A 21103-nucleotide genomic window follows, 5' to 3' on the forward strand; every position below is an offset into this window, starting at 1 on the left:
AGGTGGAAAAATAGTCCGCGTTCGCTCCTAGGATGTTTTCTGCTCTTGAAAGGATTGGAACCGCCGGCCCATCAACAGGTTAACTTAAAACTCTGTTTTTGTGGGGTTTCTGCATACCAATGCGATCTATGAACCTCGATTGTACCATCGACCTTCGCTGCCGGTGCGTATAACATCGCGCTTGCACCCGCCTGCAAGGAGTTTTTGTGAAATCCCCCGGCAAATCATCCCCGAAGCAGCAGCCAAGCCGTTCCCTGGAAGCGCGGATCTATGCGGTCTACTCCACCTTTTCACCGGCCGAAAAGCGTCTGGCGGACGTGCTGTTGCAATACCAGATGGAACTGCCGAGCTACACGGCCGGAGAGCTTGCCTCCAAGGCGGACGTTTCCAAGGCGACGGCGGCACGGCTGATCCGAACGCTGGGCTACAAGACCTATCCCGATGCCAAGCGGCAGATCCGGGCGGACCATCTCTGGGGCTCGCCGCGGGCCGGCCTTGCCGATCCCGACCGGGCACCCTCGGAAAAGGTGTCGATCGCCACGACTGTGCAGATGGATATTGACAATATCCGCACCACAGCCGAAGGCCTGTCGCCGAAGGTGCTGGAGGATGTCAGCAACGCCATCGTAAAGGCGCGGCGGGTGTGGATCATGGGGCTTCGCAGCGGCTATGGCCTCGCCCATCAGGCGGCGCATTATCTGACATTGATGAAGAACGACGTGCAGGTTCTGCCGGCCGGAGGCGCCAGCTATTCCCACGAGATCGCCTCGATCGCGCGCGGTGATGTCATGCTCATCATCGCCTTTCGCCGCCGTCCGCGCCTTTTGCCGACGATCATCAAGGAAGCACGCGCGGCCGGTGCCGTCACGGTGCTGATTACCGATCTGAGTGCTGCGGCCAGTGCCAAGGCGGCCGAGCATGTGCTGCGCTGCCGTTGCCAGTCACCCTCGCCGTTCAATTCCTTCGTGGCGGCGCTGACGATCATCAACTATCTCTCCTGGAGCGTGGCGACCGCGATGGGCGAGGAAAGCTTGAAGCGGTACGAAAAGATAGACCGACTGGTCAAGCTGCTCGATGACGTCTCGACGCCGCAGACCAATACCAGCCGCTGACGGAATTTTAGAACCTGTCGAGGACGTGCAGCCGGGTCGGCGGTGCCCAGACGCCGGATTTCGATGTCGACAGGCCGCAGCGGACGAGCATTTCCGCAAGGCCCACCGCGGCGCTGACACCGTCGACCACGGGAATGCCGTGCTCGCGCTGAAGCCCGTGGGCGAATTCCGCCATTCCGGCGCAACCGAGCGATATGCCTTCCGCACCCAGTTCCTTGGCCCTGACGATGAAGGCCGAGATCTTTTCGACCGCGCCGCTAGCAGGATTTTCCAGCTCCAACACCGGAATATCGGTCGCAAACACCTTTCGGCAGCGCGGGCCGAAACCGTAGCGGTTGATATTATCTTCGATCACCGGCGCCGAGCGCGACAGCGTTGTGATCACGACAAAGCTGTGGGCGACAAGGCTGATCGCGTGAAACGAAGCCTCGCCGATGCCGATTACCGGTTTCGACGCAACGGCGCGGGCCGCATCCAGCCCCGTATCGTCGAAACAGGCGATGATATGAGCATCGACGCCGTCCGCCTCGGCCGCGACGATCTCCTTCAGCAGGCCCGGCACGGACAGCGCCCCGTCGAACGGCCCCTCGATTGCCGCCGGTCCGGTCGCCGGTTGCCGGCCGATGATCTCGGTTCCGGGGCTTGCAACACCGCGAGCGGCATCTGCGATACTGTTCGTCATGGAGCCGGTGGTGTTTGGGTTGATGACGGCGATGCGCATTGGTGTTTCCTGCTGGATCAGCGTGCCGCGAAGGCGGCGGTGGGACGGGCGTCGATCAGCGCGTCATAGGCGATCGGTGTCGTGGTAAGGTGGCCGTCATGAATGCCTGTCTGCCAGCGGGCATAGGCGTCCGGATCGATACGCGGCGTCGTCCACATGCCTTTGGCGCGATAGATATTCGCCAGCCGCGCCAGGAAATCCGGGTTGAACTTCGGAAATGTCCTGGCCAGGAAATCGCGATAGCCCTCGGCATCGTTGGCCATGATCCAGTCCATGCCACGCCCGAGCGCGCGGGCGAACCGGGTATTCGTATCGAGCCCCGCGTCGTCGCTTTGACCGTCGGTGTAATAGACGCTCCAGGGCACGTTGCCGCCGGTGATCGACAATTCCTGCACCACATGGCCGCCGCCACCGGCCTCCAGCGTCACGGCGGAGGGATAGTCGATCACCAGGTAATCACCCATGCCGCCGACGAAGAGATCGCTCAGCATCTTGCCGTCGAGATCTTGCACGAAGCGCACGTCGCGCGGATTGACACCGTTTTCGCGCAGCAGCAGCTTGACGAACAGGCCGACGCTTGCGCCGTTGCTGCCCTTCATCGAGATCACCTTGCCGGGCATGGCCGGCCAGTCGAAATCCCCGGGCTTCTCGCGGCCGACGATTGCGAGAGGCGCACGCGCCGCGACCTGCGCGAACGGCACGTAGCGCTTGCCGCGGCCATGGAACATCGACGGCACCCAGATGCCGCCCAGTGCTGCCTGCGCCTTGCCCGAGCCGATATCGCTCAGCACGAGATCCCAGGGCGACGGCACGCTGGCGGTGACGTTCAGCCCCTCCTCCTCGAAGAAGCCCTGCCAGACGGCAACATATTCGGGCAAATAGTTGAGGCTGTGGCCGGTGGCGGAAACATGGAAATCCTGCATGGTCGTCACTCTGATTTCAGGGAAATGCGCTCGCCGCTGTCACTGTCGAACCAAAGGACGTCTTCGGCGCCATAATCCACTGAGCAGGCCTCGCCGATCTGCATGCGGGGATTGCCGGATACGCGGACGAAGACGAGGTCCTGTTCGATCAGCAGGTCGTCGGATTTTCTGTCGGTCACCAGGCTGCAGCCGATGACAGTCTCGGCGCCCAGCCGTTCGATGATGGAGACGCGCGCGGGCAGGCGGCCTTCGCCCTTGGCCTTGAGCCGAAGCTTTTCGGGCCGGATGCCGAAGGTCGCCTCGCGGCGGGTGGGCTTTGCTGCATCATGGGCGACGGCGATCTGGCCCGCCAGTTTCAGGCCGTCGGGACGGATGGATGCTGGAATGAGGTTCATTGGCGGAGAGCCGATGAATTTCGCCACGAAAGTGTTGGCGGGGTTGTCGTAGATCTCGTCCGGCGTATCGACCTGCTGGACGATGCCCTTGTCCATGATGATGATGCGGTTGGCCATCGTCATGGCTTCCACCTGGTCATGCGTTACATAGACGAATGTCTTGGCGACCTTGTGATGCAGCGCCGAGATTTCCGAACGCATCTGGGTGCGCAGCTTGGCGTCGAGGTTGGAAAGCGGCTCGTCGAGCAGGTAGAGAGCGGGATTGCGCACCAGTGCGCGAGCCAGCGCCACGCGCTGGCGCTGGCCGCCCGACAGGCCGGAGGGGCGCCGGTCGAGCAGCGGCTCCAGTTCCAGCTGGCGGGCCATCTGCAGCGTCCGGTCGGAAATGTCCTTGCGCCGCATCAACCGATGTCGGGCGACGATGTTGACGATCGGCAGGTGATACCACTTCTTGAATGCGTCCATGATCAGCGGAAAGGCGATGTTTTCCCGGACCGTCATGTGCGGGTAGAGCGCATAGCTCTGGAACACGAAAGCGACGCCGCGCTGCTTCGGCTCCCAGTCGTTGGCGACGATCTTGTCGAACAGCAGTTGGCCGGAGGTGATGTCGCTTAGGCCGGCGATCATACGCAGCAGCGTGGACTTGCCGCAGCCGGAAGGGCCCAGCAAGACCAGGAATTCGCCGTCGTGGATCTCGGCATTGAACGCCTTGATGACGGTGTTGTCGCCGAACGACTTCGAGACATTGTTAAAGGTCAGAGCGGGCATGGATTATCCCTTGACGGCGCCGGCGGTAAGGCCTGCCACGATCTTGCGTTGAATGAGGAGGAAGAAGACGATTGCCGGGATGGAGAACACCAGTGCCGTGCCCATCACCGCCGACATCGGCGTTTCGTACTGCCCGACAAAGGAGGCAAGGCCGACGCTGGCCGGCCAGTTGGCGCGATCCGACAGGAAGGTGGAGGCGAACAGGAATTCGTTCCAGCCGGCGAAGAAGGAGACAACAGCCGCAGCCGCGATGCTGGGCGCGATCAGCGGCAGGATGATCATCGTCAGCACGCTGAAGCGCGGGCAGTTGTCGATGATCGCCGATTCCTCGATCTCGTAGGGCACGGAATCCATCGCGCCCTTCAGTACAAAGCAGGCGACCGGCAGGGAGAAGCCGACATTGGCGAGCACCAGCCCCGTCAGGCTGTTCAGCAGACCGAAGGTGATGAACATCGCGTAGAGCGGCACGAGGATCAGCGCTTCCGGCACGACCTGTGTCATGAAAAGCAGGAAGCCGACCACGCCGCGGCCATGGAACTTGAAGCGGCTGAGCGCATAGCCGGCCAGCGAGCCCAGCGTCAGGCTGAGCACGGTGCCGCCGGATGCGATCAGCAGCGTGTTGAACAGCCACTGCCCGATCGGCACCTGGCCGAGTTCCGTGACCAGGCCGAACAGGTTCTGCGGCTGCAGCAGGAACCGCTGGCCGGTTCCGTAAAGTTCCGAATTCGGCGAAAGCGCGGTGGCGGCCATCCAGTAGACCGGGAAGCCGGCCATTACGACCAGTATGCCTATCAGCAGATAGCGCAGCGTCTTGAGGGTGAGGTTTTTTATGGTCATCAGCGGGCCATCCACTTCATGCGGCGTTGCTCGACGGTGCAGTGGATGGCGGCGACCGCTAGCGCCAGCACCAGTCCGATCGCGCCATACGCACTGGCCATGCCGAGTTCATGGTTTTCGAACGCCGTCTGGCGGATTTTTACGACCAGCGTGCTGGTGGTGCCCACAGGGCCGCCGCCCGTCAGCAGGTAGATGATATCGAAGCGACGGATCGACCAGACGCAGACCAGAAGGGCAGCAAGCTGGATGGCCGGCCGTATATGCGGCAGGGTGACGGCGCGAAAGGTGCTCAAACCATCGGCGCCATCGATGCGGGCAGCTTCCCTCACCTCGTGCGGTACCGATTGCAGCGCCGCCAACACGACCAGCATGACGAAGGGTGCCACCTGCCAGACCGTGGTTGCGAGAATGGACGGCAGCGCCAGATCGATGCTCGTCAACCAACCGAAGCGGCCGATCCCGAGCGCCTCCGTTAGGCGGTTGAAGACGCCGGAGCGGTCGTTATACATCCACAGCCAGATCAGCGACGCGGCGACGTTGGGCACCGCCCAGCCGAATAGCAGGATGGCGCGCACGATCGCCCGCCCCTTGAACGGACGATCGATGGCAAGCGCCGAGATCGTGCCCAATGCCACTCCGAAGATCACTGCCAGCACCGCATAGGCTAGCGTTGCCTTGAGCGAGAGATAGAAGGCCGGATCGTCGAACAGCCGCTGGTAATTGCCGAGCCCGATGAAACGGCCGCGGTTGGGATTGATGATCCGCGTGTTGGTGAGGCTCATGTACATCTGGCGGCCAAGCGGCCAGAACATGAACACCATCAGGTAGATCATCGGAGGAAGAATGAAGGCATAGGGCACGAGGCGCGTCATGCCGCTGCGGATTTTGGAGGCTGTCATGCCCGTTGTTCCGATACGTGAAGTCAGGGGCCTGGAGCGTCTCATAGCCGGAATACTGAGCGCTCCGGGGACGGGATCAGAACTGCTTGTCGATCGTGGCCTGCGCCTCGGCCAGTGCCGTCTTCGGATCGGCATTGGAGAGGATGACCTTTTCGACCGCCTGCATGACGAAGCGCATGATCTGCATCGTCTCGACTTCATGGCCGGGGATCAGCGTGCTGCGCGAGGTTTCCGCCAGCTTGACGAAGGCAGGCGCCCAGGGATTGGCGGCCGAATAGGCTTCGCTGACGGGAACGTCGGTTGCCAGTGCGTCCGGGCCGGACGCTTCGCGAAGGGCCTTCTGGGCCGGTTCGGTCATCAGCCAGGTCAGGAACTTGATCGATTCGGCCTGCACCTTGCTATGCTTGCTGACGCCGAGGAAGATCTGCTGGTGGGCGCCCGGGTTCTTGAACGGCATGGCCGCCCCGCCGATATCCTTGCTGGCCAGTGCGCCGCCCGAGGCGATGTTCAGCGTGCCGCCGGAATTGTCGATCGAGAAGGCGACATGCTTTTCCTTGAAACGGGTTCGCTGGGTCGGCATGCTGTCGCCGACCGGGATGATGCCAGAGGCATAGGTTTCCTTGAAGGCGGTGACGGCTGCCACGGCTTCCGGCGTGTTGATGGTCAGCTTGCCGTTCTTATCGGTCCAGTTGACCCCGTAGCCATAGGCCCAGCTCTGGAAGTCCATGTACCAGCCGCTGAGATCGTTGATCTGGTGGCGGGCGCCGAAGCCGATGACGCCGGGCGTCTTGGCCGAAGCGGCCTTGGCCGAAGCGATCAGTTCATCCACCGTGGTCGGAACATTGGCGCCGGCGGCATCCAGAACCGGCTTGTTGTAGATCAGCGCATAGGCGGCGCGCTGCCAGGCAATACCGTAGCGCTTGCCGTCGATCATGCCATTGTCATTGGTCTTGTTGAGCTTGACGCCCTCGGTCGCCTTGCCGATATCGACGAGGAAGCCGGCATCGGCCATCGCAAAAAACAGGCCTTCCTGCATGATGGCGATATCCGGCCCTTGGCCGGCACCCATCTCGGTGGTCAGCTTGTCAGCAAATTCGGCCGACGGGATGGCCACCTGCTCCAGCGAGACGTTGGGTGCAACTTCCTGATATTTTGCGATAGCGGCCCAGAGATTCTTGCCGCGCAGCGCATCGAGCCATTGGGAATTGGCGATCTTGATGGTGACTTTCGACTGGGCATGGCCAACGCCGGGAACGGCAGAGGCAAATGCGACGGCCAGCACGGCAGCCGTGGCAAGGAACTGGCGGCGGTAGGGGGTCTTCAGCATTTCGGTTCTCCTTCTGAGGTCTGTTCTTATTGGTTGTTGCGATGTCAGGCCTTGACCCGATGGGGGGCGAGTGGCGTGTGGCGGCTGAGGTTTTCGTGGCCATCGGCGGTGACGAGGAAGCAATCGCCGACATTGCAGCCGGCCACTTCCGGCTCCAGCCATTGCGAATGCAGCACGAAGGTCATGCCCTCCTCCAGCTTGTCGTGGTTATTCGACTGCATGTTGTAGGGCATCATCTTAGGCATCGATACGGAATGCCCGACATTCGGGTTATGCGGCCCGAGCGTGGCCGGATAGACATGCATCAGCTTGCGGCCCTGGCGCTCCCAGTCCTCGTCCACCACATGCTTGCGCGGGATGAGGCGCGGCTTGCCGTCGTCTTCCGACACCCAGTTGTAGGGCATGGAGCGGCTTTCGGCCGATGTCAGGTAGCCGCGGGCGATATAGGGATCGAAGGAGGCGTTGGCGACGTCGGAAATCAGCGCGCCCGGCTTCACCAGCGAGGCGGCCTTTTCCACACCCTCGACGCACATCTGCAGGACTTCCTCCTGCTTATCGGTAATGTCGCCGACCGCGATCATGCGGGCGATCTGCGCCGTGTAGCCCTGATAGATCACTGCGGAAATATAGAGATTGATCAGGTCGCCATCGCGGACGATATGGCCATAGGGCTTGCCGCAATGAGTGCCGTAGCGATTGATGCCGATCTGGTAGCCGTCGCCGGTCTCGCCGCCGCGGGCCATCTGCGCATAGGTGAAGGCGGCATAGATTTCGAAATCGGTGACGCCCGGCCTGACGACGTGATAGGCGGCCTCGATGCCGATGCTGGCGAGCTGTGCCGCGGTACGCACCACCGCCTGTTCCTTCGGTGAACGCACCTTCTGCATGCGTTCGACGATCGGCTCGGCCGGCACGAATGAGGATTTCGGCAGCCGCGCCTTCAGGCCGTTCCAGTAGCCCGCCGAGGTGGCATCGCCGATCGTGCCTATCTGAACGGAGGATAGACCGCTCTTTTCCAGAAACGCGGCGACCGCATCCGCGACCTTGTCGACGGTCTTGCCGGGGCGGTTATAGGTCTCGCGCCCCCAGGTGCCGACCTGCCAGATATCTTCCACCAGTACCGCTTCGCCGGCCGGCGGCAGCAGCACCGAGCTGCTGAAGATGGAAAACAGCGTCAGCGGCTTGTCGTCGTCGGTGGGGATGACCAGCACCCCTTCGCGGGCCCAGTCGCAGACATAGCGCAGGTAGGAATTCGACACCTTGTAGGAGCCGATCGAATCCGCATGGATGAGGATCACGTCGTGACCCGCGACGACGGCCTCGCGGCGGATGCGCCGCAGACGATCCACAAACTCGCTTTCCGGCAGCGGGCCGACCGGCTCGAACTCGAAGGAAGGGCTGAACCCGTCGAGCAGTCGCTCGAACCTCAGGTCGGTTTGGAATACAGGCGCAAGGCGGGACGGGTTCAAGGCTGTCATGGCGGCTCTCGTCGAAAATGCGAATGAAAATAGCTTATAGATGAAATTTATTTTGCAAATAGCCGCAGCCGTTGCTCCGGAGAGCATTTGCCTACAATTTGAGCATGATTTATTATTTAAGCCAAAATCCGTCAAAAACTGCGCATGGGGTCTGGATCGATGGCGCAAAACAGGCATTAAAATCAAGACTCATACAAAAGGTTGCGTCATGCGCGATGAAAAAAAACTTTCAAAATAATTCTGAAAATCGTCACGCCGTATGGATCGGCATGCCCGGAAAAGTGGCGCCGAGCGGCAGATATTTGCCCTGAGTGAGCGGAACCTAACGTCGTTGCCTGCAGGAGCTAAAGTCGCCTGACGAGAAGTTCCCACGCCGGGAGATCGAGCGTGCCGGCTATGGCGCCATCTGGCATGGTCAGAAATCCTGGAACGGCGTGGCCGTCCTCGCCCGCGATCAGGAGCCGCGAGAGACCCGCCGTGGGCTTCCGGGCGACCTCGACGATAGTCACGGCCGATATATAGAGGCGGCCATTGATGGCATGATGGTCGGCTGCCTTTATCTTCCGAACGGCAATCCGGCACCTGGGCCGAAGGTTGACTACAAACTCCGCTGGTTCGAGCGGCTGCATTCCTATGCGGCAGAACTTTTCGAGCTTGATGTGCCCTGCGCATTGGTCGGAGATTTCAACATCATGCCGACCGACCTCGACGTCTACAAGCCGGAGCGCTGGCGAGACAATGCCCTGTTTCGGCCCGAGGTTCGCGCAGCTTATGCCGAGCTCATTGCCATGGGCTGGACGGACGCCCTTGGCTGCTGCATCCCGAACAGCGGATCTATACGTTCTGGAAGTATTTCCGCAACTCTTTCGCTCGGGACGCATGCCTTCGCATCGACCATTTTCTGCCCAGTCCGTCAGTACGCACGACTGCAGACCTACGGCGTAGATAGGTTCGCCCGTGCATGGGAGCACACCAGTGACCACGCTCCGGTTTGGATTGAACTGGGTGACCGATAGCTCACCTTAAATGAATAGGGCCCAGTTTGCCCGCAATTGGCATATGAGCGGCCGCTTGTCTGCCTTTGAGGCAAGACCTTGGTAGACGCTCTCGTTGCAGAGAACGAGACGGTGACGTCCGCGTAAACCATGCGGCTGCGTGAGGCTCGCGCCGAGCCTATCACGGCGAGAGACATTCCTCACAGATCCCGTAACAGTCTTCGTCGGATGACGCGGGCCGTCCGCAACAGCTGCATGGGGACGGCCCCGGATCAGCCGAAGAGGTCTCCGGCGGCAGGATTTCAATCTCGGCGTCTGCGAAGAGGCGAAGGGTGTCTTCTTCCATCTCGATGCTCCAGGTCGAGGACTCCGACTCGAGATGGTTACGCCGGCGGCAATCTCAAGATGGGCTCCGAAGTGATTTAGGTCTTCGATTTCAGACGCGAATCGTAGAGCCACCTACGAACCTTTGTCGCTGAAATTTTACCAGCATCTGGGTGCAGCGGATTGACAAGCACATTCGATTCGTCGGGTACAATGACCGAAGGAACGAACAGACAGGCCGACCGACGTTCGGCCAGCCAAGTCGAGCCATAAGCCAAACTGGCGCGCCCCGCTGGTAGCGCATCCCATCCTACCGGCGCTGTTTTTGCATCCAGCCGCTCGCTTGCGTCCCAGAGGTCTTGAGGGATGTCGATTCTGACGAGGTAGCGGTTTAAAGGTAAGCTAGATGCAGCAAAATGCACGAGCGTTTCCATCGCCGCGAGCGAGATGTTTTCCGCGCAATAGAGCACGGCAAAGCCCGGCGCATTCCACCTCCCCCCCGTAACTTTCGCACCCGTTCCTGTGAGGTCGTCCGCTTCATAATCTGGAGTGTCCGTCGCGATCCGCCAAGCTGCGGGCATCAGGAGTAGGCCCCACTTTGCATCCGGGCAAGTAATTGCGACACCATTGCCTGCCCTTCGAGCGTATCAATGAAATCAAGTGGACGGGCACCCCCAAGAGCCGGCACGGATTGCTGTAGCCAGCCGGCCAGCCAGCTTGCTGCGTCAAACCCTTGCGTATCGCCAGATTGCTTTACCATCTCAGTAACTTGGCCCACGAGCTTGGAAACGCCCAACACGCGCTCGCTATCTTCCGGGGATAGGTTTTCGTGCCTACTCACCTTGCGGTTCAACGTGGCGATTGACATCCTGAGGCTTTCCAGAAGCAAACTCTGAGGTATGCCAAGCCGCTCCTGCAGATGCTTCACGTCTCGTGCGCTGATGCCTTCGCGAATCATCTCAATCCGCTGCCAAGGCGGTGCTCGGAAGATTTCCTCGAAGTCGGAAACAGAAACAGTCTTCTTCCGCTTACCACGATGCTCGGATTCCGATTTCTCTCCGAAAATCGCCCGCAGGAGCTTTTCCTCCGGGGTCATCCGAGCGAAGTCGGACTTGACTTCGCGCTTCGATGTATCTCTTGCTGTTACCGGGTCCATATCAATATCACGACATCGCTTGCCGTGCTCCTTTGAGCATGAATATAGCTCAAATGATTAGATATTCAAGCGCCATTGCCGCCGACTGACGTTGCAAACGGCTAGTTGAGATCGCATCAGGGGTGAGTAGCGGCCTGCTCCGTGGCAGAGTGAGGTCGCTAGAAAACTCTCTGGAGGCCAACCATGCCGATGACAGCAGATCAATCTCAAAAGCAAACCGCGGTGATGTCACGTTGTTTGACTGAAGCCGGGCGAAGGGCTTGCCGTTGAACTCAGGCAGCTGCGCCGGTTACGGCCTTCCACTGCGCCATTGCGCGGATACGATGAATGTGGGTGGCGAGGGCGGTGTGCTTCTGGTAAAACCCGATGCCGCGCTTCGGTCGACCGGAAGAGATCGCAGAAGCTGTCGCGTTTCTGGGCTTTGAGGCAACCTATACCACCGGCAGCGAACTCGCCGTCGGAGGCGGCGGCTCCCAGCTTTAGCGCCGACCGGCACGCCTTAGGGATTTGACGTGCCGCTAAACGATCAGAACGATCTGCTCACGCGCCTCTTCGGACTTCAAAAGATCAAAAAAGTGCGGAAGCGCTGAAAACCCGCCAGCTTTGCTCTCTCAACGGTTTGCGACGAGCCCGAAACGGTGCATGTCCGCGGACGCGGCGGCAGCCTGAATCTCTTCGACGTATCCACCTGAAGCGACTGGCCGACCGTCAGCCAACCGGCGTGGCGGCGCCGCGCCCGCGGATCATTACGGACGCTTTTTCGGCAATCATGATCGTCGGGATGTTTGTATTGCCGCCCGGCTCTTCCGGCATGACGGAAGCATCAACGACACGCAGGCCTTCGATGCCACGAACCTTGAGTTCCGGATCGACGACGGCACTTGAGGTCACGCCCATGGCGCATGTGCCCAATGCATGTTGTCGGACTAGCACGGTCTTGCGGATGACCGCTTCCAGATCGGCATTGGTCTGCACCTCCTTGCCGGGAAAAATCTCGTCTTCGATCAGGTCTTTCTGGCGGCCGGAATTGTAGATTTCCCGCGTCAGCCGGATCGCCTTGATCATGTCGTCCATGTCGGGACGCTCGGTGAAGAGATTGAACTGGATACGCGGGGATGCGTCCGGGTCCGCCGAGCCGAGCTTCACCCATCCGCGCGAGCGAGGATAAAGTGTCCCGACGCGGGCGGTGAAGGAATGGATGGGGGGCGGCGTCTGGCCGGGGAACCATAACTTCGCATCGTTCGCGACCGAGGAACAAACGAGCTGCACGTCCGGCCGGTCAAGATGCGGTTCGGTCCTGGCAAAGATCACCGCCGCAGCACCATTGTTCGTAAACGGGCCTTTGCGGAACAGGTGCCAGCGGGCGCCGGAAACGATCGCGCGATCCAGCCGAAGCTGTTCCAGGAATGTGCCCTTGTTCTTCGCCTTGAAGATCGCCAGCATATTGGGATGTTCGGACAGGTTCTGCCCGACACCCGGCAGGTCGTGCACGACATCTATCCCGAACTCGCGCAGATGATCTGCAGGCCCGACGCCGGACAGCATCAGCATCTGGGGCGATTTGTAGGGTCCCGCCGACAGGATGACTTCGCTTTCCGCAAATGCCGTCCGCAACTGGCCATCCTGCCTGTATTCGACGCCTCGGGCGCGGCCTTTCTCGATCACCACGCGGCGCAAAACGGCGCCGGTCTCGACCGTCAGATTGGGCCGCGAGAGTGCGGGATCGAGGTAAGAGCGGGCCGTGCTCTGGCGCACGCCGTCGCCCACGGCAAGTTCGATCTTGCTGACGCCTTCCGTGTCGGCACCATTATAGTCGTCGCGATTGGTAAGGCCGACTGCGGCTGCACCATCCTGCAAGGCTTCGTAGAGCATTTGCGGATGCCGGGTCTGGGAGACCTTGATCGGACCGCTTCCGCCGTGAAACTCGCCCTCGCCGCGCCAGCTGTTTTCCAGCTTCCGGAAATAGGGTAGCACATCCTGATAGCTCCAGCCCTCAAGACCGAGCTGCCGCCATGTGTCGTAGTCGCGAGGATTGCCGCGGGCAAAGATCATCCCGTTGATCATCGATGTTCCGCCCAGCGCGCGGCCCCGACGCAGGAGAATGCGGCGGCCGTTCAGGCCCGGCTCCGGCTCGGTATCGAACTGCCACGTATATCGCTTGTTGAACGACATCATGTAAAAGGCGATCGGCATCTGCAGCCACGGATGGCGGGCACGCTTTCCCGCTTCGAGAAGCAGCACGCGCGTCGTTCCGTCTTCGGTTAGCCGGTTGGCAAGCACGCAGCCAGCCGAGCCCGCACCAACAATGATATAGTGGTATGTGGCAGTCATGCTTCTTCATGCCTTCTGGGAAGACAGACTCCCGCCGGAATGGCGGAAGCCCGAATGCAGCCCGTCAACCGGCTGGCGGGATGTTGGCGATACGGATGAACTCGCGCCAGTCGTCGATCGCCTTGATCAGCATCTGCTGGGTGGTTGCGGGCGAATTCGCCCAGGGATCGCCTCCGGAATCGTTGAGGAACTTGATCGTCTCCGGCTGTTTGAGTGCCGTGTTGAACCAGCTGTTGATCTTGTCCACGACCGGTTTCGGCGTAGCTGCCGGAACCGCCGCCGAGAACCAGGTGGTCACGTCGATCGGAAATCCCTTTTCCTTCAGCGTCGGGATGTCCGGTATCGAGGCGAGCCGTTCGCCGCTGGCAACGGCAAGCACGCGGAGCCGCCCTTCGCGCTGCTGCGCCAGGGAAAAGACCGGGTCCAGCGTACCGAACAGAAGCCGGCCAGACAGGAGATCATTCAGCGACGCGGGCGCCGACTCGTATTTCACCTGAACGGTTTCCAGCTTGGCCGCCTGTTTGTAGAGTTCGCCCAGAACCATGCCGGAATTGGCCGCAGCAGCATAGGAAGCCTTGTCGCCTTCCGCTTTCAGTCTCTCCGTCAGCTGTTCGAGGGTCTTGATATCGCTCTTGGCATCGACCACGATCATGAAGGCCTGCCGGTTGATGGTCGCGACCATCTGCAGGTCCTTGGCGACATCGATCGGCGGCTGCTTGAAGCGCGACATGATCGAGGCGATCGTCGTGCCGGCATCCATGAGGATGGTATGACCATCTGCCGCCGAGCGCGCCACATATTGCGTACCGATACTGCCGGCTGCGCCCGGCTTGTTTTCAACGATGATCGTGGCGCCCGGAACCTGCGCCTTGATCTTCTCCGTCATGAAACGGACGAGAATGTCCGCGCCGCTTCCCGCCGGGAAGGTGCAGATGATGCGAATGTCTTTGCTCGGATAGTCCTGCGCCTGGACGCCAAGCGGCATTGCCGCGGCGAGCGCCAGCGCCATGAAAGTTCTGCGAAACATCGTGTCCTCTCCTCCCTTTTGCCGGCCGGAAGAGACCGGCATGACACACTGACTGCAGTCGTATTGCAGTTCACCAGCACGGCCTCCTCCGCCATACCGATCCTTGAGAGCGGGGGCGTCATGCCCCCGATGCACTTGAACCCAAAGGCTCAGAGCGCCATCGCCACCGATTTCAGCTCGGTATAGGCCTCGATACCTTCGCGGCCGAGTTCCCGGCCCCAGCCTGACTGCTTGAAGCCCCCGAAAGGCAGAGCCGGATCGAGACCGCCGCCATTGACCCGAACCGTGCCGGCCTTCAGCTTCTTCGCCATCTTGTGCGCCGTCGAAAGGTTCTGCGTCCAGAGCACCGCGCCGAGGCCGTAACTCGTCGCATTGGCCTCGCGGGCGATGCGATCGAGATCGGCCTCCTCATAGGACATGGCGCAGAGCACCGGCCCGAATATCTCCTGCTGCACGACATCCATGTCCGGTCGCGTTCCGGTCAGAACCGTGGGCTGGATGAAATAGCCTTCGCTGCCGATGCGGCCGCCGCCGACGCGAAGCTCCGCGCCCTGGTTCTGGCCCGAAGCGATAAAGCCGGAAATCCGGTCGAGTTGCTCCTGCGATACCACCGGCCCCATCTGGGTCGAGGCCGCCAGACCGGGGCCAACCCTGAACTCGCTCGCCCGCCGCGAAACGCCGTCGACCAGTTTTTCGAATACATCGCGATGGGCATAGAGCCTTGAACCCGCGTTGCAGATCTGGCCGGCATTGGAAAAGATCGAGCGGGCCGCCCCCTCGATCGCCCGGTCGATATCGGCATCCGGAAAGACGATGACCGGGGTCTTGCCACCGAGTTCCAGCGTGACGCGCTTGAAGTCGTTGGCGGCAGCCCGGATGATGATGCGGCCGACATCCGTCGAGCCGGTGAAGGTCACCTTGTCGATCCCCGGATGCGCGGTCATCGCCGCACCCGCAGTCTCGCCGAAGCCGGTCAGGATGTTGACCACGCCTTCGGGAAAGCCGACATCGAGGATGAGCTGGCCGAGCCGCAGCGTCGTCAGCGGCGTCTGTTCGGCCGGTTTCAGCACTACGGTACATCCGGCAGCGAGCGCCGGAGCAATCTTGGACACCGCCATCATCAGCGGCGCGTTCCACGGCGTGATCGATCCGACGACGCCGACCGGTTCGCGCATCGTATAGGCATGCCAGGTGCCGGGATTGGAGATAGAGATGGACTCGCCGTTCAGCTTGGTGCACCAGCCGGCGAAATAACGCAGAACTTCGATCGAATGCGGCAGGTCGACGATCTTCGCATCGTTCAGCGGCTTGCCGTTGTCGAGCGTTTCGATGAAGGCAAATTCCTCGGCATGCGTTTCCAGCGCATCTGCCAATCGCCAGATAAGCTTGGCGCGGGCCGCCGGCGTCATCCTCGACCACGGGCCGTCGTCGAAGGCGCGGCGGGCGGCATTAACTGCGAGATCGACATCGGCCGCTTCCGCAGCTGCGATTTCGGCGAGCAGACTGCCGTTGGCCGGATTGTGGGTTGAAAAGGTCTTGTTCGATGCTGCCGCCACCCACTTGCCGTCAATCAGCAACTTGTGGGGGCCACGAATGAATTCGCTCACGGCAGCAGGGATCGCCGCCATCGAAACGTTGACGCTCATGCTTCCTCCTTCTCGCCACTCCTTGAAGCGCTCCTCTGCGAGTATAAGGCAACCTTATTATTCATTATGGACAAACACAATCCATCATCGTAAAAATTTGAGGCAGGTAAAAGATCATCACGACGGGAGGAAAACGTGACGGATCGCATTATAGGGTTTATCGGGCTCGGCAACATGGGCTCGCACATGGCGGCGCATCTGGTGAAGGGCGAATATGAGGTTCTGGCCTACGATATAGACCCGGAAAAACGGACCGCCTTCGCTCGGGAGCACGGGACGGTCGCTCCTGAAACGCCGGCAGATCTCGCCCCAGCGTCGGTCATCCTGACCATGGTGCCGACGGGTGCAGTCGTGCGTGCAGCCCTGAACGAGGGCGGTGAAAAGAGCCTCCTCGCCGGCCTCAAGCCCGGCAGTCTCGTCATCGACACGACATCCTCACCACCAGAAAGCACCCGCGAACTGGGCGCCGATCTCGCCCGCCACGGCGTGCTGCTGATCGACGCGCCGGTGTCCGGCGGGTGGATGGGCGCACGGGATGCCAATCTGGTCTTCATGATGGGCGGCGACAGCGAGGAGGCGGTCGAACGCGCCGCGGCGGTTCTCTCGCATCTCGGCAACAAGATATTCCGGCTCGGCAAGCTCGGCTCCGGCCATGTGATGAAATCGATGAACAACTATGTCTCCGCCGCGGCCTATGTCGGTGCCTGCGAAGCGCTGATCATCGGCAGGCAATACGGCCTCGACCCCGCCATGATGGTGGACGTTTTCAACGTCTCGACGGCCCGGAGCTTCGCGACCGAGACCTCCATTCGCCGAATCATCGCCGGCAACGAGAGCCGTAATTTCGCGCTCGACCTCTTCACCAAGGATATCAAGATCGCCGCCGATCTCGCCGATGCCAAGGCTGTGAAGGCGACGCTGACCCACGCCGTGCATGACCGCATGGTCGAGGCGCGCGATGCGATTGGCGGTTATGGCGACCACACCAAGGCCTATGCCTTCTGGGCATCCGAGGTGGGAGAGGACCATGGCCGATGAGACGCATGAGTTCGACATCGTCGTCGTCGGAGCCGGCAGCGCCGGCTGTGCCGTCGCCGGTCGGCTGAGCGAGGTCAGCGGGCTGAGGGTCGCGCTCGTCGATGCGGGTACGAAGGATAACCTGCGCCTGACAAAGATACCGGCCGCGGTGCTGAAGACGCTCGGCCATCCGCGCTACGATTACCGCTTCAAGACCGCGCCGGACCCGACCCGCAACGGCCGCGTCGACCAGATCGCCCGCGGCAAGGTGCTCGGCGGCTCCTCGGCGATCAACGGCCTGATCTTCGCACGCGGCGCGCCGGTGGATTTCGACCGCTGGTCGGCGATGGGCAATCCAGGTTGGGACTGGCAGAGCGTCCTGCCGCTGTTCCGGCGTCTGGAAACGTCCGATCTTGCAGACAACAGTTTGCGCGGCGGGTTAGGCCCGCAGGATGTGACGTTACCGACCTATCGCCATCCCCTGACGGACCCTTTCATTGCCGCGGCCGGACGGCACGGCATTCCCTTCAACCCAGATTATAATGGCGAAACGCAGGAGGGCATCGGTTATGTGCAGGGCACGATCCGCCGCGGCGTTCGCGTATCGGCCTATGACGGTTATGTCGCGCCCAATCTGAGCCGATCGAACCTGCAGATATTTGCCGGATGCCGGGCCGAGCAACTGACTTTTGAAGGCAATCGCGCGGATGGACTGATCGCAAGGCGGGGCGACAGGTTGCTGCAGCTCAAGGCGCGGCGCGGTGTCGTCGTCTCGCTCGGGACGTTCAACAGCCCGCAACTTCTGATGCTATCCGGCCTTGGCCCCGCGGAACGACTGCAACATTACGGTATCGGCGTGCGCCAAAACCTGCCCCGCGTTGGGCAGGACATGCTCGACCATACCGGCTTCCGGATGATCATGGAGGTCGATACGCCGACCGCCAACAATCAGTCGCGCGGCCTGCGGGCGCCCTATCATCTTGCCCAATGGCTTTTGGGTGGACGCGGGCCGGTCGGTGCGGCTTCGGCCGAGGCGGTCGGCTTCTTCCGCTCAGAAGCAAGCGTCGCGACGCCTGATCTTCAGGTGACGTTCTTCCCCTATGCCAGCGAGTTCGCACCGGCGACCGGGAGGGCCCTCCTGAAGCCGAAATCGCTGATCTCGGTCGGCGTCAACATGAACTATCCCAGGAGCCGCAGCCATGTGACGATCCGGTCGGCAAACCCCGCCGATCCGGTCGAGATCCATTACCGGCTGTTCGAGAACGAGGACGATCTGGTAACGCTGGTGCGCGGATTGAAGATCATCCGTTCGCTGGTCGATGAAGAACCGTTCGGCAAGCATATCGTCGATCGATCGCTTTACCCTTCGAACGAGGCAAGTGAACAGGCGGACAGGGATTTCGTGCGCGCCAACTCCCGCAGCTACATGCACCCGATCAGCACCTGCCGCATGGGAACGCATGAGAATGCGGTCGTCACGCCGGACTTGAAGGTACGCGGCTTCGAGGGCCTGTGGGTGGCCGACGCCTCGGTGTTTCCCGACCATATCAGCGGCAATATCAACGCCACTACGCTGATGATCGGCGAAAAGGCCGCCGACATGTTGAAAGCCGACCTTCGGCAATTCGCGTGATACGACAAGGGCCGGCCATTCGCCGGCCCTTGTCGGAAAGCATCATTGCGGCTCGATATTGCCGACCTTCACGTAACGCGCCCAGTCGTTGATCTCGCGCTCGACCATCTTGTAGGTCGCATCGGAAGAATCGGCCGTCAGCGGTTCGCCGCCATTCTTGCCGACGAACTCGCGGGTCGCATCGGACTTGGCGATCATGGTGAGAAGCGCGTTCAGCTTGTCGACGACCGGCTGCGGCGTCTTTGCGGGCGCTGCGACCAGCCACCAGATGTTCAGATCCACATCGACGCCTTGTTCCTTGAACGGCTTTACATCTGCGATGCTGGAGATCGGCTTTGCCGTGCTGATCGCCAGCAGCCTGCCGCTGCCGTCTCGAGCGCGGGCCAGTCCGAAGACCGGGTCCGACACGACGAAGTCAATTGAACCGCTGTCGAGGTCGTTCAGGACATCGGCGGTCGCCTTGTAGCGGACCTGGACGGTTTCCAGCCCGGCGCTCTGCTTGTAGACCTCGGCCAAAATGGTCGAGACGTTGTTTGAGGTTGCGTAGGAAGACTTCGCCCCCTTCTGCTTCATAGCCGCGGTCAGGTCTGCAAGCGACTTGTAAGGCGATTTCGCGCTGACGAGCATGGTGAAGCCCTGGCCGAAGATCGGCGCGACATAAATGAAATCCTTGCGAGGATCGAAGGGCGACTGCTTGAAGACATAGGGCGTGGCGCTGAACGTATCGGCGCCGCCGATGAACAGCGTATAGCCGTCGGGCGTCGCACGCGCAGCGGCAACCGCCGCAATGCTGCCGAAACCGCCGGGCTTGTTCTCCACCACGACCGTCTGTTTGGTCGAGTCCTCGAGCTGCTTTGCGAAATAACGGGAATAAATATCGGCGCCGCTGCCGGCGGCAAAGCCGGTGATGATGGTCACCTGCCGGCTCGGATAATTGTCGTCAGCGGCAAATGCGCCGCCAGTCGTCAGGCATGCGGAAACCACCAGCGCCAAGGCGCAGGTCACCAAGCGTCTCATTGATTTTCCTCCCAAACCAGGCCCGACCTGCAAGCGATGCCGGACGATCATGACGCGAAAAGTCTCCTCCCTTCGCGCCAAATATAAGGTATCCATATATTGTATTTCCGTCAAATAGCATTTTATAATAATGAATAAGAGAGGCGACTATTCATGCCGGCGCAGCAGATGGTCACAAAATAATGTCTGGAGGAAACATGCAGATCAGAGCCGCCATCGTTGGCAAGGACAACGCCATCACCATTCGCCCGCTGGAACTGGCAGGACCCGGACCGCATGAGGTTCTGGTGAAGATCGTCGCGGCCGGCGTCTGCCATACAGATCTGAAATGCGCCGGCTCCAATATCCTAGTGAAAGCCCGTCCGGTGGTCCTCGGACATGAGGGAGCCGGCATCGTCGAGGCGGTCGGTTCGGCGGTAACGGAACTCAAAGCCGGCGACCATGTGGTGATGACATTCGCCTATTGCGGCACCTGCCGAAGCTGCCGTGAAGCCGAACCGGCCTATTGCTACCAGCAATATCCGCTGAATTTCAGCTGCGCGAGACCGGATGCCGGCAAGAGCTATCTCTGCGACAACGGCGAGGATGTTCACGGAGACTTCTTCGGCCAGTCGTCCTTCGCGACCTATGCGATCGGCAGCGAGCGCAATGTCATCAAGGTACCAGACGACGTGCCGCTTGAAATCCTCGGCCCGCTCGGCTGCGGCATCCAGACCGGCGCGGGCGCGGCACTCAACGACCTGAAAGTCGGTCCCGGCGATCGCTTTGCGGTCTTCGGCGCCGGCAGCCTTGGGCTCAGCGCCATTATGGCGGCCCGCTATGCCGGCGCGAAGACGGTGATCGCCGTCGATCGCATCAAGGCACGTCTGGATCTGGCCCTCGAACTCGGAGCCGACCACGCGATCCTCGCAACCGAAACTGATGCCGTTGTGGACATCATGCGGCTGACCGGCGACGGTGTCGACCAGTCACTTGATACGACGGCTGTGGCCTCAGTCATGCGCCAGGCGATCGACGTGCTGGCACCGCGCGGCGTCTGCGGTTTTGTGACCGCGCCAAGCGATGGTTCGGAACTGCCGATTCCGGTACGCAGCATGCTGCTCGGCAAGAAGGTGCGCGGCATCGTCGAAGGCAACAGTAATCCGAAACTGTTCATCCCGTTCTTGATCGACCTCTACAAACGCGGACATTTCCCGTTTGACCGGCTGATCCAGTTCTTCAATTTCGAGGATATCAACGATGCCTTCCATGCCCAACACAGCGGTGCGGCGATCAAACCGGTCTTAAGGATGGGCAGGAGCGAAAGCGATGAAAGCTGAAGGGCATCCAGTTTAAACTTGCCCGGCCATAGGGAAACCGATCGCTTCACTCGCCCTATACCTTTTTTAGCAGCAGACACATGACACTAATCGTATGTCAGAGGCTAAACATGGAAAGACAGTTCGTTGCTTACTATCGAGTGCCCACACAGAGGCAGGGCGCAGATTGGGGATTGAA

Annotated in this window: 18 protein-coding genes and 2 pseudogenes; 6 read left to right on the top strand and 14 right to left on the bottom strand. The window is 61.0% G+C overall.

The window, feature by feature from the left end:
• Positions 1–206 precede the first annotated feature (206 nt).
• Complete coding sequence (locus J2857_RS29570; RefSeq protein WP_210013639.1) at positions 207–1112, top strand: MurR/RpiR family transcriptional regulator; 906 nt, start codon at positions 207–209, stop codon at positions 1110–1112.
• Between the two features lie 7 nt (positions 1113–1119).
• On the opposite strand, the gene J2857_RS29575 is transcribed toward J2857_RS29570, so the two are convergent.
• The 7 genes from J2857_RS29575 to J2857_RS29605 all read right to left on the bottom strand — a co-directional run bounded on the left by J2857_RS29575 (position 1120) and on the right by J2857_RS29605 (position 8460).
• Positions 1120–1833: an aspartate/glutamate racemase family protein gene (locus tag J2857_RS29575; protein ID WP_210013640.1), complete on the bottom strand. Its 714-nt coding sequence runs from the start codon at positions 1831–1833 to the stop codon at positions 1120–1122.
• 17 nt (positions 1834–1850) lie between these two features.
• Positions 1851–2756 (bottom strand): ABC transporter substrate-binding protein, encoded by a 906-nt coding sequence (locus J2857_RS29580; protein ID WP_210013733.1) that lies wholly within the window; start codon positions 2754–2756, stop codon positions 1851–1853.
• Between the two features lie 5 nt (positions 2757–2761).
• Positions 2762–3919, bottom strand: coding sequence for an ABC transporter ATP-binding protein (locus tag J2857_RS29585; RefSeq protein ID WP_210013641.1), 1158 nt, complete (start codon positions 3917–3919; stop codon positions 2762–2764).
• A 3-nt stretch (positions 3920–3922) separates the two neighbouring features.
• Positions 3923–4756, bottom strand: a complete 834-nt coding sequence (locus J2857_RS29590; RefSeq protein WP_210013642.1) for a carbohydrate ABC transporter permease — start codon at positions 4754–4756, stop codon at positions 3923–3925.
• A complete protein-coding gene (locus J2857_RS29595; protein WP_210013643.1) occupies positions 4756–5655 on the bottom strand; it encodes a carbohydrate ABC transporter permease in 900 nt (299 codons plus the stop codon). The genes J2857_RS29590 and J2857_RS29595 overlap by 1 nt, the downstream gene beginning before the upstream one ends.
• A 76-nt stretch (positions 5656–5731) precedes the next feature.
• On the bottom strand, positions 5732–6982 hold the full coding sequence (locus J2857_RS29600) for an ABC transporter substrate-binding protein (RefSeq protein ID WP_210013644.1): 1251 nt from the start codon (positions 6980–6982) through the stop codon (positions 5732–5734).
• Between the two features lie 44 nt (positions 6983–7026).
• Positions 7027–8460: a M24 family metallopeptidase gene (locus J2857_RS29605; RefSeq protein ID WP_210013645.1), complete on the bottom strand. Its 1434-nt coding sequence runs from the start codon at positions 8458–8460 to the stop codon at positions 7027–7029.
• 40 nt (positions 8461–8500) lie between these two features.
• On the opposite strand from J2857_RS29605, the gene J2857_RS29610 reads away from it, so the two are divergent.
• Both J2857_RS29610 and J2857_RS29615 read left to right on the top strand, forming a co-directional pair.
• Complete coding sequence (locus J2857_RS29610) at positions 8501–8698, top strand: hypothetical protein (RefSeq protein WP_210013646.1); 198 nt, start codon at positions 8501–8503, stop codon at positions 8696–8698.
• A 97-nt stretch (positions 8699–8795) separates the two neighbouring features.
• On the top strand, positions 8796–9476 hold the full coding sequence (locus tag J2857_RS29615) for an exodeoxyribonuclease III (RefSeq protein WP_281068664.1): 681 nt from the start codon (positions 8796–8798) through the stop codon (positions 9474–9476).
• 401 nt (positions 9477–9877) lie between these two features.
• Here the strand turns inward: J2857_RS29615 and J2857_RS29620 are convergent, their stop codons facing one another.
• The 6 genes and pseudogenes from J2857_RS29620 to J2857_RS29645 all read right to left on the bottom strand — a co-directional run bounded on the left by J2857_RS29620 (position 9878) and on the right by J2857_RS29645 (position 15939).
• Complete coding sequence (locus tag J2857_RS29620) at positions 9878–10360, bottom strand: RES family NAD+ phosphorylase (protein WP_245364021.1); 483 nt, start codon at positions 10358–10360, stop codon at positions 9878–9880.
• The gene (parS, locus tag J2857_RS29625; protein WP_210013647.1) at positions 10360–10935 is read right to left on the bottom strand and encodes a type II RES/Xre toxin-antitoxin system antitoxin; all 576 of its coding nucleotides are present in this window, start codon (positions 10933–10935) and stop codon (positions 10360–10362) included. Before parS ends, J2857_RS29620 begins: the two co-directional genes overlap by 1 nt.
• A gap of 272 nt (positions 10936–11207) precedes the next feature.
• Positions 11208–11294 (bottom strand): annotated as a pseudogene (locus J2857_RS29630) (IS6 family transposase); the annotation flags it as partial.
• 349 nt (positions 11295–11643) lie between these two features.
• Positions 11644–13266: a GMC family oxidoreductase gene (locus J2857_RS29635; protein ID WP_210013648.1), complete on the bottom strand. Its 1623-nt coding sequence runs from the start codon at positions 13264–13266 to the stop codon at positions 11644–11646.
• A 64-nt stretch (positions 13267–13330) separates the two neighbouring features.
• Positions 13331–14293 (bottom strand): Bug family tripartite tricarboxylate transporter substrate binding protein, encoded by a 963-nt coding sequence (locus J2857_RS29640; RefSeq protein ID WP_210013649.1) that lies wholly within the window; start codon positions 14291–14293, stop codon positions 13331–13333.
• 149 nt (positions 14294–14442) lie between these two features.
• The gene (locus tag J2857_RS29645; RefSeq protein WP_281068660.1) at positions 14443–15939 is read right to left on the bottom strand and encodes an aldehyde dehydrogenase family protein; all 1497 of its coding nucleotides are present in this window, start codon (positions 15937–15939) and stop codon (positions 14443–14445) included.
• A gap of 123 nt (positions 15940–16062) precedes the next feature.
• Here J2857_RS29645 and J2857_RS29650 point away from each other — a divergent pair.
• Positions 16063–16977, top strand: a pseudogene (locus J2857_RS29650) (NAD(P)-dependent oxidoreductase); the annotation flags it as partial.
• Positions 16967–18589, top strand: a complete 1623-nt coding sequence (locus J2857_RS29655; RefSeq protein WP_210013651.1) for a GMC family oxidoreductase — start codon at positions 16967–16969, stop codon at positions 18587–18589. The pseudogene J2857_RS29650 and the gene J2857_RS29655, both read left to right, overlap by 11 nt.
• Positions 18590–18631: 42 nt before the next feature.
• On the opposite strand, the gene J2857_RS29660 is transcribed toward J2857_RS29655, so the two are convergent.
• Complete coding sequence (locus J2857_RS29660; protein ID WP_210013652.1) at positions 18632–19606, bottom strand: Bug family tripartite tricarboxylate transporter substrate binding protein; 975 nt, start codon at positions 19604–19606, stop codon at positions 18632–18634.
• A gap of 197 nt (positions 19607–19803) precedes the next feature.
• Between J2857_RS29660 and J2857_RS29665 the strand changes: the two genes are divergently transcribed.
• Positions 19804–20925, top strand: a complete 1122-nt coding sequence (locus tag J2857_RS29665; RefSeq protein ID WP_210013653.1) for an NAD(P)-dependent alcohol dehydrogenase — start codon at positions 19804–19806, stop codon at positions 20923–20925.
• Positions 20926–21103 lie beyond the last annotated feature (178 nt).

It is taken from the genome of Neorhizobium galegae (assembly GCF_017877055.1).
In the GTDB taxonomy this organism is placed as follows: Bacteria; Pseudomonadota; Alphaproteobacteria; order Rhizobiales; family Rhizobiaceae; genus Neorhizobium; species Neorhizobium galegae_D.